Genomic DNA, 12061 nt, shown 5'->3' on the forward strand with positions numbered 1-12061 from the left:
TTGAGCCGGGATTTTCAACCGAGATGGCGGGCCGCCATCCACGCCGAAGAACCCGCGACGTCCGCCCATGGGCCGGATGCCGCGTTCGGAGCCCCGTCAGTTCGCTTCCCGCCGGACCTCGCTCGGCACCGGCACTTGCTGCGGCGTGCCGGCGGGGGTCGGCAGCGCGACCGGGCGCAGGCCGATCAGCTCGGCGGTGCGGATCGCGCTGTCGCGCCAGAACTGGAACGAGTTGATGCGGCTGAGCTCGAGGATGGCGATGGCGACCGCAGCCAGGAACGGCAGGCTCTGCAGCACCAGTACGCCAGCGAAGATGTAGATCTCGGTGATCTGGCGATAGCTGTTGGAGGCCACCAGCACGCCGGCGCCGATCAGGAGCAGGGCGCCGATCACGGCCTCCCAGAACGCCTGGAACTCGATCGACATCCTGGACAGGCCGCCCTTGGAGGTGCGCGCGAACGCGATGTGCTCGGTGATCAGTCCCTGCGCGACGGCGCGGGACACTGTCCACTGCACGCTCATCGCGGCGATCATCGCACCCAGCATCTGGCCGGGCTTGATCGCGACGCGCGCGCGGTACATCGACAAGAAGTGCGCGAGCGAGACGATGAAGGCGCCGATGATCGGCAGCGTCAGGATCTTGTCGGGAATGGCGATGTCGGCGAAGGCGACGATCGGCACCCAGACGAGGTTGAGCAGTGCCACGACCACGCCGAGGCTTTCGGCACCCAGCCAGTTCAGCCAGCCGAGGCCATATTCGCGCTTCTGGTCGGGCGTCAGCCGGCTCCGTCCCGGCAGGAAGTTCCGCCAGTGCTTCTTGACGATCTGGAGACCGCCATAGGCCCAGCGGTGACGCTGCTTCTTGAAGGCCTCGTAGGTGTCGGGCAGCAGGCCCTGGCCGTAGCGGTGGTTGGTGTAGTGCGTGGTCCAGCCGAACTGCTGAATCGAAAGGCCGAGGTCGCTGTCCTCGCAGATCGTGTCGGACGACCAGCCGCCGGCCATGTCCATCGCGGCGCGGCGGATCAGGCACATCGTGCCGTGCACGATGATGGCGTTGGTCTCGTTGCGCTGGACCATGCCGATGTCGAAGAAGCCGGCATATTCGCCGTTCATGATGTAGTGCATGATCGACAGATCGCCGTCGCGATGTTCCTGCGGCGCCTGCACCAGGCCGACACTGGGATCGGCGAACGCCGGCACGAGGTCCTTCAGCCAGTCGGGATCGACGACGTAGTCGGCATCGAGGATGCCGATGATCTCGGCGTCGACGGCGGTGCGGTCCATCGCGATGCGCAGCGCACCGGCCTTGAAGCCCTGCACCTTCTCGGCGTTGATGAACTTGAAGCGTTCACCGAGCGCGCGGCAATGATCCTGGATCGGCTGCCAGAACGCAGGGTCCGGCGTGTTGTTGATGATGACGACGCATTCGTAGTTTGGATAGTTCAGCCGCGACAGCGCATCGAGCGTCTGCTTGAGCATCTCGACCGGCTCGAAATAAGCGGGGATGTGGATCGAGACTTTTGGAAAGTAATTCTCCGGTACGTTCTCGACTGGCTTGTCCTTCGCGAGCAGGCGCTGCGGCGGCCGGCCGAAGGCGACGGCGGCGATCTCGTCGATGCGCGCCATCGCGATCAGCACAAGGGGAACAAGCAGGATCATGCCGAGCGTGAGCGCGAAGGCCGAGCCGAAGATGAAATAGTGCCCGTTCCAGAACGCGAACACGGTGGCGGCCCAGGCGCCGACGCCGTTGGCGGTGGCCGACAGCAGGAACGCCTGCTTCGCCGTCGGCTGCTGCAGCCGCAGGATCGGCAGCGACAGCAGGATACCGACCAGGAGCGCCACACCCATCAGCTTCCAATAGTCGGGATTCTCCACCGGCCCGGTCCATGCGAATTTCGGCTCGCGGCTGGCGTTGAGGATGCCCCAGTACGGACCGACGCCGCCTTCGAAGTATTTCCAGGGCTGATCGATGGCTTCGACAATGTTGTATTCCATGCCGATGGCGTCGGCGCGGCTGACGAAGTTGCGCAAGGTCAGTGCCTGCTGGAACGGACCGGGGTCGGCGTTGCGCAAATTGTAACCCGCGCTCGGCCAGCCAAATTCGGCGATCACGATGCGCTTGCCGGGGAACAGGTTGCGCAACAGATTGTAGCGGTCGACGGCCTGGTCGACCGCCTGGTCCGAGCGGAAGTTCTCCCAGTAGGGCAGCACGTGGGCGGCGATGAAGTCGACATTGGAGCCGAGGTCGGGATTGTCGCGCCAGATGTTCCAGATTTCACCGGTCGTGACGGGCACGCGGACCGCGCCCTTGACCTTCTTGATCATCTCGATGAGGTCTTCGACCTTCTGCTCGCCGCGGTAGATCACCTCGTTGCCGACGACGACGCCGTTGACGTTGCTGTTCTTGCGGGCGAGCTCGATGGCGGCCTTGATCTCGCGCTCGTTGCGATCCTTGTCCTTGTCGATCCAGGCGCCGACGGTGACCTTGAGGCCGAACTCGGCCGCGATCGGCGGCACCAGTTCCACGCCGCCCGTGGACGAATAGAGACGGATCGCGCGCGTCATCGTCGACAGCGTCTTCAGGTCGGCGCGGATTTTCTCCACCGTCGGAATGTTGTCGATATCGGGGTGAGCCGAGCCCTCGAACGGCGCATAGGAGACGCTGGGCAGCAAGCCCTTGAAGTCGGGCGCGGGTTCCTTGTCACGCAAGACCCCCCAGAGGCCGGCGTGGAGCGCGGACACAAGCAACAGAACGGCGGCGACAACCCGCATCGCGGCTAAACCAAAAGGGGCTGAGGGGGCAGGGAAGCGGATCCGACCCCGAGATCCGACCAAGTCCGCGGCAAATGGAGCATACCTCTGCCGCGCGGTTTCACAACTGTCATCGCCTCATGACCGTATGAGGGCATGCACATTTCAAATTCGCAGCAGTGCCAATTGCCTCTATCGCCGATCGTTCCTGAACGGAGGCTGAAACAATCGCGGCTATTTCGGGGGCGCCGGTGACGGGCTTGCCGCCGGCGAGGGGCTCGCGGCCGGCTGCGGCTGCGCATTGCCCGATGCCGGCGCGGCCGGCTGGGAGGCTGCGGCCGCCGCCTGCTGCGGCTGCGACGCCGGGTTGATCCAGCAAGCGTGCACACGGCTGTCCAGGGTCTCGGCGACTTTGGGATCGATCTGGCCGCCGAAGCGGGTCAGGCAGCGGAACGCGGCCTGGATATGGCCGCCGGGGCAGCCGAAGCGGTCGTACAAGTCGAGATGGCGGAATGCGGTATCGAGGTCATCCCGCCACATCAGCCGCACCACGCGCCGGCCGAGCCAGACGCATTCGGGGTTGCCGGCCGGGCCGCTGATGACTTGGGCTGCTTCGGCGAACTCGTCGGTGCGGCGCTGGTTCTGGGCGGCATCCTTGGCCGCGTCGGCGGGCTGGGCGGCTGCCTTGCTCTGGTCGGGGGCGGGCGTGCCGCTCTGGGCGGAGGCCGCGCCGATACCCATCAGGATGACAAGGGAAGAAACGGCCAAGGTGGCGGCGAGCTGCCGCAGGACCGCATTTCGTAACTCGAACACCCGTTGCCGCATGAATTCCCCAATATATCACTGACCGTCCGCGTCAGGACCTTCGCGGACGCGCCTGCGTGATGGCGTCCAAATGGGTCTCCAATGCGGCGGAAAAGTCCTCCCGAGTCCATGGCCTGAATCTGGAATTTTGTCCAGCAAAGTCACGATCCTAGGCCTCGGTCGAACGGCCGCAGGTAAATTCCTCAGGGGAGGGATGTATCCATAACGGAGTCACCCCCTTGGCAGACGGCGTGCTAGCAGGTAATCGACTGCCCTTCGCGGAGGACGGAACCGATTTCTCTTCGTACGCCACTGGCGCTTCTGCTCGTTTCACTGGGTGCGATCGCTGCCGTGTGGTGGTGGCTTGCCACGCCGATCTCGCTCGCGCGCGCCCCGATCGATCCCGCCGACAAGGTCCAGTGCGTCTCCTACGCGCCGTTCCGCGGCGAGCAGTCGCCGCTGAACGCGTGGACCCATATCGAGGCCGACCAGATTGAGCAGGACCTGCGCCAGCTCAAGGAGATCACCGACTGCGTCCGCACCTATTCGATGGAGAACGGGCTCGACCAGGTGCCGGCGATCGCGGCCCGGATCGGTGGACTGAAAGTGCTCCAGGGGATCTGGCTCTCCAGCAACCGCACCAAGAATTTCGAGCAGGCCGCGCTCGCCATTCGCCTTTCCAAGGATTTCCCCGGAACCATCACCAGCATCATCGTCGGCAACGAAGTGCTGCTGCGCGGCGAGATGACGACCGCGGACCTCGTCTCCATCATCCGCTCGGTGAAGGCGCAGGTCAGCGTGCCCGTCACCTATGCCGATGTCTGGGAGTTCTGGCTCAGGAATCGCGAGATCTATGACGCCGTCGACTTCGTCACGATCCACATCCTTCCCTATTGGGAGGACTTCCCGGTCAAGGCGAAGTTTGCCGCCTCCCATGTCGAACAGATCCGCGAGCGCATGGCGGTCGCATTTCCCGGCAAGGAGATCCTGATCGGTGAAACCGGCTGGCCGAGCGAAGGGCGCATGCGCGAGGGCGCGCTGCCTTCGCGCACCAACCAGGCGCGCGTCGTCTCCGAGATCCTGAGTCTGGCGAAAGCGCAGAAATTCCGCGTCAATCTGATCGAGTCCTACGACCAGCCTTGGAAGCGCAAGCTGGAAGGCACCGTCGGCGGCTATTGGGGCCTCTATGACTCGGTGCGCCGGAACCTGAAATATCCGCCGGGCCAGCCGATCAGCAATTTCCCTTACTGGAAATGGTACATGGGCGCCGGCATGGGCCTCTGCGTGCTGGTGTTCGCGGTGGCCGGCCTGACGTTGCGGCGCAGGCCCTGGACGCCGCGTTTCTCGGCTTGGCTCGGTGTGGCGATCTCGGCGACCTCGGCAGGCATCCTGCTCGGGATCGGCGCCGACAAGATGTACTACGAGAGCTACGGCATCGGCGGCTGGCTGCTCTGGGGCACGCTGCTCGCGGCCGGCATCCTGTCGCCGATCTTCTGCGCGCAGGCGATGGTGATCGGCCGCAGCCTTCCGACCTTCCTCGATCTGCTCGGTCCGCGCGAGGGCCGGAAATGGTCGAAGCTCACCGCCGTGCTGGGTCTGACGCTGGCGGTGGCCGCGGTGATCGCGGCGCAGACCGCGCTCGGCTTCGTGTTCGACCCGCGCTACCACGACTTCCCCTACGCCTCGCTGACGATGGCGGTGGTGCCGTTCGCGCTGTTGATGCTGAACCGGCCGCAGATTGGCCAGCGTCCGATCGCGGAATCGGTCTTCGCCGGCGTGCTGACGCTGTCGGCGGCCTATGTGCTCTTCAACGAGGGCCGCGACAATTGGCAGTCGCTGTGGACCTGCGCGATGTATCTCTTGTTCGCGCTCACGCTGTGGCGGGCGCGGGCCGAGCAAATCCAAGAATGAACAGGCCGATCGCCAGGCCCGACAGCACGACATTGTAGAGCACGATGCCGAGACCGGCGGCGATGATGCCGACGGTGAGCAGCACGATCGACGGCCGCATCAGGTTCAGCGTGGCCACCACCAGCGCGACGATGCCGAATACCGAATTCTTGAACAGCACGGTCGAGACCGAGCGCGCCTTGCAGATCAGGGTCTGAAGCCCGGCGTCGCAGGCGAGACCGACCTGCGAGTTTTCGATTCCGAGGTAGCGCAGATAGAGCGCATAGCCGACGGATGCGAAGCCGACGACGATCAGGAACTGCACCTGGTAGGGCGTGAGGCGGAAGGGCTTTTTTGTCATGGCGGCAATATGGTCGGGATGGCGCGGACGGGCAACAGGGAAGGCGCAAGTTTCTCGCGCCCTGCGTGAGATCCGTCACCCATTGAGCTGATGAATTGCCGCGAGGTAAGCTATCTTCTGAAGAACGACGACAGCGTCGATCCCGCCGACGCCGTCTCCGGCTTCGGCTGTGCGGCCGGCGGCGCCGCAGGAGCAGGCGCGGGTTCCTCGCGCTTCGACGAGCGTTTCGAGGAATAGCTGCGGCGATGCTTGTCGGGCTTGGCGGCGGGCGCGGTCTCGGCTTGCGGCACCGAGTCCTGGGTCTTGTCGGAGTTCTTCTCCTGAACTCGATCCTGAGTCTTCTCTTGTTTTTCCTGGCCGCCGCGCATCGACAGCCGCTGGCCGTCGAACACGGTGGTCTCGCAGTGGCGGTCGTTCTCGGCGAGGCCGGCGCAGAGTTTTGCCGCAGCCGCTGCATTGATCAGCGGGCCGGCACCGAGGCGGAGCTGCATGCCGAGGCCGGTGTTGCCTTCCTTGATCATGATGATCGGCCGCAGCGCTGCGATCTCGGGATTGGATTTGGTGAGCCCGCGCCACAGAGCGCGCAGTCCGTCGAGCGAGTTGGCGCCACCGAGATCAATCGCAAAGCGCGTCTGCTGGACCGCGATCGCGGGAGCCTCGCTTTCGGCAGCCTCCGGCGGCTTGGTGGGTGCAGCGGCGACTTCGATGGGCGCGGGCGCCGGATCGGGCTTCTTCTCGGCAGCCTTCTCAGCGATCTTCTCAGTGGTCTTCTCAGTGGATTCGGGCTGAACCAGTTTCGGGGCGGCCGGATCGGGCGGCGCCATGATCGATTTGGACGGGACCAACGGAAGCATCGGCAGTGCCGAATTTGTCGCCGGCAACTGCGCGACCAGCGAGGCCGCCGCTGCGCTCTGTGGCGCCGGGCTCGACGGCTCCCTTGCGGCCTCGGTGCGCGGCTTGTCGTTGGCCGGAGCTGGTGTCGAGGCGACCGGCGCGATGCCGGGCGCCGGCGGCCCGATCAAAGCTGGCGCGTCCTGCGGCTTCGCGACGGATGCCTGCGGCGGCGTTGTCGTCTGCTTGGCGATGGCGCCGGTGACGGAATCGAGCCCTTGCTCCAGCACGGTGACGCGCGAATAGAGCCGGTCGCGATCGGTGTTCAGCGTCTCGATGGCGGAGGCGAGCCGGCGGGCCTCGTTCTGGCTCTCCTTGGTCAGGATCTGGAGCCGGTCGGCCTGGCGCGCGAGATCGGCGGACGCGACCTGGTCGCGCCGCCAGCCGAGCTGGGCCTGGTTGGCGAACACGGCAATCACCACGGCGCCGACGGCCGCCACGCCCCATGAGCCCAGCCGCCACATCATGCCGCGATCGAACGAACTCTCCTCGGCCACAAGTCCGGAGAACAGCCCGCCGGTCTCCTTGGCGCCGAAGGCATCCGCCAGTGGGTCGGAATCCTTTGCCATGAACGTTAAGTGCCCAACCCCTGTCCGGCTTCCCCGAATCAATCAGGGAACATTAACAGGAAAAGCGTGTCGCACTTGAACTCCGGGCGTTTGCGGGGGTAGCAAGGCGATAGCTCATGAGGGCGGCCGTCGCCGCTGGCGCCGATTGATTCGGCCGATTGACAGGATTTCGATGACCGCCCGTTCCAGCCTCACGATCGTGCTCGCCGCCGGCGAAGGCACGCGTATGCGCTCACACCTGCCGAAAGTGCTGCATCCGGTCGCGCACCAGAGCCTGCTCGCCCACGTGCTCGCCGCGGCGCCCAGGGGAACCGGCACCTCGCTCGCGGTCGTGATCGGACCCGACCATCAGGCGGTGGCGGACGAAGCAAAGCGCATCCGCCCCGACGCGCTCACCTTCGTGCAACAGGAACGGCTCGGCACCGCACATGCGGTGCTGGCGGCGCGCGATGCCATTGCGCGGGGCGTGGATGATTTGCTGATTGCGTTCGGCGACACGCCGCTGATCTCGGCCGAGACCTTTGCGCGGCTGCGCGCGCCGCTGGCCAAAGGCGCGGCGATTGCGGCGCTCGGCTTCCGCGCCGCCGATCCCACCGGCTATGGCCGCTTCATCGTCGAGGGCGACCGCCTGGTCGCGATCCGCGAGCAGGCCGATGCCAGCGCCGAGGAGCGCAGGATCGACCTCTGCAATGCCGGGGTCATGGCGATCGACGGCCGCCGCGCGCTCGCCATCCTCGACAAGATCGGCAATGCGAACTCCAAGGGCGAATATTATCTGACCGATGTGGTCGGCATTGTCAGCGAACAGGGATGGGATGCCGTGGTGATCGAAACCAGCGAGGACGAAGTGCGCGGCATCAACACCAAGGCGCAGCTCGCCGAGGCCGAAAGCGTGATGCAGGCGCGGTTGCGGAAAGCGGCTATGGAGGCCGGCGTCACGCTGATCGCGCCCGAAACCGTCTATCTCGCCGCGGATACCGTGTTCGGCAAGGACGTGACGATCGAACCCTTCGTGGTGATCGGGCCCGGCGTTTCGATCGGCGACGGCACGGTGGTCCATTCCTTCTCGCACATCGTCGAGACCACGCTCGGCAAGAAGGTCTCCATCGGCCCCTATGCGCGGCTGCGGCCCGGCACCTCGCTCGGCGACGGCGCGCGCATCGGCAATTTCGTGGAGACCAAGGCCGCGACGCTGGAGGCCGGCGTCAAGGTCAACCATCTCTCCTACATCGGCGACGCCACCATCGGCGCCAATTCCAACATCGGCGCCGGCACCATCACCTGCAACTACGACGGCTTCAAGAAGCACAAGACGATCATCGGGCAGGGCGCCTTCGTCGGCACCAACTCCTCGCTGGTCGCGCCGGTGACCATCGGCAACGGCGCCTATATCGGCTCGGGCTCGGTGATCACGCGCGACGTGCCTGATGACGCCATGGCGCTGGAGCGCAGTCCGCAGACCATCCGCGAAGGTGGTGCGGCGCGCTATCGCGAGATGAAGACGCGAGGGAACAAGCCGGCGAAATGAGCGCCGCTATTCGTCGTCGGCAAATTCCGAGAAGATCGCCCGCGTCAGGCGCCAGCCGCGCGGCTTGGCACGCTTTGCCGGCTCGCCGGCGACGTGCTTGATGATGACGGGCTTGCTTTCCTTGCCGCGCTGGGGCGGCGGCCAGTGCGCAAGGTGCGTGCCGGTGGTCTCGCTGGCGCGCACCGACATCGATGACCGACTTTTGCGGTCGGATGAGCCTTTCATGGCCTGTCTCCCTGGTACGCAAGGGTTGGCCAAATTCGTTGACAACTAGTTAACGCGCGCGGTTTAAGGCCCAGCCAGTTCGACGCAGGCGAGGCTCGTTGCCGTCGGTGCTGTCTCAATCAGCAATAATTATTGAGTATCTGGTTCCTTAGGAACTTCGCTAAAAACCGAGCGCGTCGTTTAGGCGATTTTTCGACGATTTGGGGGATATTGATCCGCATGTGCGGGATTGTCGGCATTCTCGGGCGCGAGCCGGTTGCAGAGCAATTGGTGGATTCGCTCAAACGTCTTGAATATCGCGGCTATGATTCCGCAGGCGTCGCCACGCTCGAAGGCAAGCATCTCGAGCGCCGCCGCGCCGAGGGCAAGCTGAAGAATCTGGAGAAGCGGCTGGAAGCCGAGCCGCTCAAGGGCACGACCGGAATCGGTCACACCCGCTGGGCCACCCACGGCAAGCCGACCGTCAACAATGCCCATCCGCATGCGACCGAGCGTGTCGCCGTCGTTCACAACGGCATCATCGAGAATTTCCGCGAGCTGCGCGAGGAGCTCGAGACGAAAGGCACGGTGTTCCACACCCAGACCGACACCGAGATCGTGCTGCATCTCGTCGACGATCTGCTCACGCGCGGCAACAAGCCGGTGGAAGCGGTGAAATTGACGCTGGCGCGTCTGCGCGGCGCGTTCGCGCTCGGCTTCATCTTCGCCGGCGAGGACGATTTGATGATCGGCGCCCGCAACGGTCCGCCGCTCGCGATCGGCTATGGTGACGGCGAGATGTATCTCGGCTCCGACGCCATCGCGCTTGGGCCGTTCACCGACACGATCAGCTATCTCGAGGACGGCGACTGGGTCGTGCTGACCCATACGAGCGCTGCGATCTTCGACAAGGACGGCCACGCCGTCCAGCGCGAGAAGACCAAGCACGCCGCCTCGACCTCGCTGGTCGACAAGGCCAATTACCGCCACTTCATGGCCAAGGAGATCCACGAGCAGCCGGAAGTGGTCGGCCACACGCTGGCACGCTATGTCGACATGGCGACCGAGCGGGTCTCCCTGCCGGTCAAGCTGCCGTTCGACTTCAAGAACATCCAGCGCATCAACATCACGGCCTGCGGCACCGCGAGCTACGCCGGGTTCGTCGCAAAATACTGGTTCGAGCGTTTCGCGCGCGTGCCGGTCGAGGTCGATGTCGCCTCCGAATTCCGCTACCGCGAGGCGCCGTTGCGCAAGGGAGATCTCGCCATCTTCATTTCGCAGTCGGGCGAAACCGCCGACACCCTGGCCGCGCTGCGCTACGCCAAGGCCGAAGGCGTGCACACGGTGGCCGTCGTCAACGTGCCGACCTCGACGATCGCGCGCGAGAGCGAAACCGTGCTGCCAACGCTGGCCGGCCCCGAGATCGGCGTCGCCTCGACCAAGGCCTTCACCTGCCAGCTCATGGTGCTGGCAAATCTTGCGATCGCGGCCGGCAAGGCCCGCGGCGAACTGTCCGACGAGGACGAGACCAAGCTCGTCCACGGGCTCGTCGAGGTCCCGCGTTTGATGTCGGATGCGCTGACCACCGAGCTCCAGATCGAGAAGCTCGCGCGCGAGATCGCGAAATCGCGTGACGTGCTCTATCTCGGTCGCGGCACCAGCTTCCCGCTCGCGCTCGAAGGCGCGCTGAAGCTGAAGGAGATCTCCTACATCCACGCCGAGGGCTATGCCGCCGGCGAGCTCAAGCACGGCCCGATCGCGTTGATCGACGAGACCATGCCGGTCGTGGTCATCGCGCCCTACGACCGGGTGTTCGAAAAGACTGTTTCCAACATGCAGGAGGTCGCCGCCCGCGGCGGCAAGATCATCCTGATGACCGACGCAAAAGGCGCGGCGGAGGCGACCGTCGAGTCCCTCGTCACGATCGTCATGCCTGATATGGCGGCGGCGTTCACGCCGATGGTCTATGCCGTCCCCGTTCAGCTGCTCGCCTATCATACGGCGGTCATCATGGGGACCGACGTCGACCAGCCGCGCAATCTCGCGAAATCCGTGACCGTGGAATAGGCAGAAGGGTCGGGCCGGAACGCTTCGTGGTCTTCCAAAACCTGCTAGAAGAACCTAGCTTGAACGAAGCGACCGACCTGGAACCCGAATGAACCCCCGTGACGACGCGCCAGCGCCTCTTGATCCCGTGCCGGAGCCGCATACAGGCCTGATAGGCCGCTTCCGCAATTATTTCCTCACCGGTCTCGTGGTGACGGGACCGGTTGCGATCACCTTTTATCTGGTTTGGTGGTTCGTCACCTGGGTTGATGGCGTGGTGCGACCGTTCGTGCCGCTGGCCTATCGGCCTGAAACCTACATGCCGTACGTCATTCCCGGCTGGGGGCTGATCGTCGCATTTTTCACGTTGACGCTGGTCGGCTTCCTCGCCGCCAATCTGATCGGCCGGACACTGGTCGATGTCGGCGAGACCTTCCTCGGCCGCATTCCGGCGGTGCGCGCCATCTACCGCGGCCTGAAGCAGGTGTTCGAGACGCTGTTCTCGGGCAAGGGCTCGAGCTTCCGCAAGGTCGGCCTGGTCGAGTTTCCCTCGCCGGGCATGTGGTCGATCGTGCTGATCTCGCAAGCGCCGAACGAGGACGTCTCCCGCAGCCTGCCGGGTCAGGAGGAGCACGTCTCGGTGTTCCTGCCTTGCTCGCCTAACCCGACGACGGGCTTCTTCTTCTACGTGCCCAAGAGCAAGATCGTCGAGGTCGACATGAGCACCGAGGACGCCGCGACGCTGATCATGTCGGCCGGCGTGGTGCAGCCCGGCTCGGCGCCCGATTCGAAGAAGGCAGCGGCGCTGGCGGGCATGGCGAATGCCGCGCGTATTGCCAACGCCTCGGCGCTCCAGCCCCAGCCTGCGAAGGTGGAGTAGGGCCATTCCTTTGCGAGATGGCCGCCGTTCACGCGGGCGTTCGCATCCCTGCCAGGGCGTGTACTCATCTGTGGACGCCCCGCGAGATGCAAGCGATTTTTGAAGAAGATCGGCACGTAGTCGGATGCTGCCATCTG

At 65.0% G+C, this 12061-nt stretch carries 9 protein-coding genes; 4 read left to right on the plus strand and 5 right to left on the minus strand.

Going from position 1 to position 12061, the window contains the following annotated elements; genetic code table 11:
* Window positions 1-96: 96 nt before the first annotated feature.
* Window positions 97-2772, minus strand: a complete 2676-nt coding sequence (locus tag AC0L3K_RS04120) for a glycosyltransferase (protein ID WP_219684140.1) — start codon at window positions 2770-2772, stop codon at window positions 97-99.
* A 213-nt stretch (window positions 2773-2985) separates the two neighbouring features.
* Complete coding sequence (locus AC0L3K_RS04125; protein WP_007590816.1) at window positions 2986-3576, minus strand: hypothetical protein; 591 nt, start codon at window positions 3574-3576, stop codon at window positions 2986-2988.
* Between the two features lie 330 nt (window positions 3577-3906).
* Here AC0L3K_RS04125 and AC0L3K_RS04130 point away from each other — a divergent pair, with 330 nt between their 5' ends.
* The gene (locus AC0L3K_RS04130; RefSeq protein ID WP_007590821.1) at window positions 3907-5466 is read left to right on the plus strand and encodes a glycoside hydrolase family 17 protein; all 1560 of its coding nucleotides are present in this window, start codon (window positions 3907-3909) and stop codon (window positions 5464-5466) included.
* On the opposite strand, the gene AC0L3K_RS04135 is transcribed toward AC0L3K_RS04130, so the two are convergent.
* Both AC0L3K_RS04135 and AC0L3K_RS04140 read right to left on the minus strand, forming a co-directional pair.
* A complete protein-coding gene (locus tag AC0L3K_RS04135) occupies window positions 5426-5806 on the minus strand; it encodes a hypothetical protein (RefSeq protein WP_007590823.1) in 381 nt (126 codons plus the stop codon). The genes AC0L3K_RS04130 and AC0L3K_RS04135 overlap by 41 nt on opposite strands.
* Window positions 5807-5916: 110 nt before the next feature.
* Window positions 5917-7266, minus strand: coding sequence for a hypothetical protein (locus AC0L3K_RS04140; protein WP_473365486.1), 1350 nt, complete (start codon window positions 7264-7266; stop codon window positions 5917-5919).
* 172 nt (window positions 7267-7438) lie between these two features.
* On the opposite strand from AC0L3K_RS04140, the gene glmU reads away from it, so the two are divergent.
* A complete protein-coding gene (gene glmU / locus AC0L3K_RS04145; protein WP_219684137.1) occupies window positions 7439-8794 on the plus strand; it encodes a bifunctional UDP-N-acetylglucosamine diphosphorylase/glucosamine-1-phosphate N-acetyltransferase GlmU in 1356 nt (451 codons plus the stop codon).
* Between the two features lie 6 nt (window positions 8795-8800).
* On the opposite strand, the gene AC0L3K_RS04150 is transcribed toward glmU, so the two are convergent.
* On the minus strand, window positions 8801-9019 hold the full coding sequence (locus AC0L3K_RS04150) for a hypothetical protein (protein WP_219684135.1): 219 nt from the start codon (window positions 9017-9019) through the stop codon (window positions 8801-8803).
* A gap of 219 nt (window positions 9020-9238) precedes the next feature.
* Here AC0L3K_RS04150 and glmS point away from each other — a divergent pair, with 219 nt between their 5' ends.
* Both glmS and AC0L3K_RS04160 read left to right on the plus strand, forming a co-directional pair.
* Window positions 9239-11065, plus strand: coding sequence for a glutamine--fructose-6-phosphate transaminase (isomerizing) (gene glmS, locus AC0L3K_RS04155; protein ID WP_007590830.1), 1827 nt, complete (start codon window positions 9239-9241; stop codon window positions 11063-11065).
* An 88-nt stretch (window positions 11066-11153) separates the two neighbouring features.
* Complete coding sequence (locus AC0L3K_RS04160; protein WP_007590844.1) at window positions 11154-11924, plus strand: DUF502 domain-containing protein; 771 nt, start codon at window positions 11154-11156, stop codon at window positions 11922-11924.
* The last annotated feature ends 137 nt before the right edge of the window (window positions 11925-12061 follow it).

This window comes from Bradyrhizobium sp. MI1.10 (assembly GCF_055811035.1).

Bases quoted from the DNA above. Each gene is read 5' to 3' on its own strand.
- AC0L3K_RS04120 (WP_219684140.1), bottom strand. From the start codon at position 2,772: ATGCGGGTTGTCGCCGCCGTTCTGTTGCTTGTGTCCGCGCTCCACGCC.
- AC0L3K_RS04125 (WP_007590816.1), bottom strand. From the start codon at position 3,576: ATGCGGCAACGGGTGTTCGAGTTACGAAATGCGGTCCTGCGGCAGCTC.
- AC0L3K_RS04135 (WP_007590823.1), bottom strand. From the start codon at position 5,806: ATGACAAAAAAGCCCTTCCGCCTCACGCCCTACCAGGTGCAGTTCCTG.
- AC0L3K_RS04140 (WP_473365486.1), bottom strand. From the start codon at position 7,266: ATGGCAAAGGATTCCGACCCACTGGCGGATGCCTTCGGCGCCAAGGAG.
- glmU (WP_219684137.1), top strand. From the start codon at position 7,439: ATGACCGCCCGTTCCAGCCTCACGATCGTGCTCGCCGCCGGCGAAGGC.
- AC0L3K_RS04150 (WP_219684135.1), bottom strand. From the start codon at position 9,019: ATGAAAGGCTCATCCGACCGCAAAAGTCGGTCATCGATGTCGGTGCGC.
- glmS (WP_007590830.1), top strand. From the start codon at position 9,239: ATGTGCGGGATTGTCGGCATTCTCGGGCGCGAGCCGGTTGCAGAGCAA.
- AC0L3K_RS04160 (WP_007590844.1), top strand. From the start codon at position 11,154: ATGAACCCCCGTGACGACGCGCCAGCGCCTCTTGATCCCGTGCCGGAG.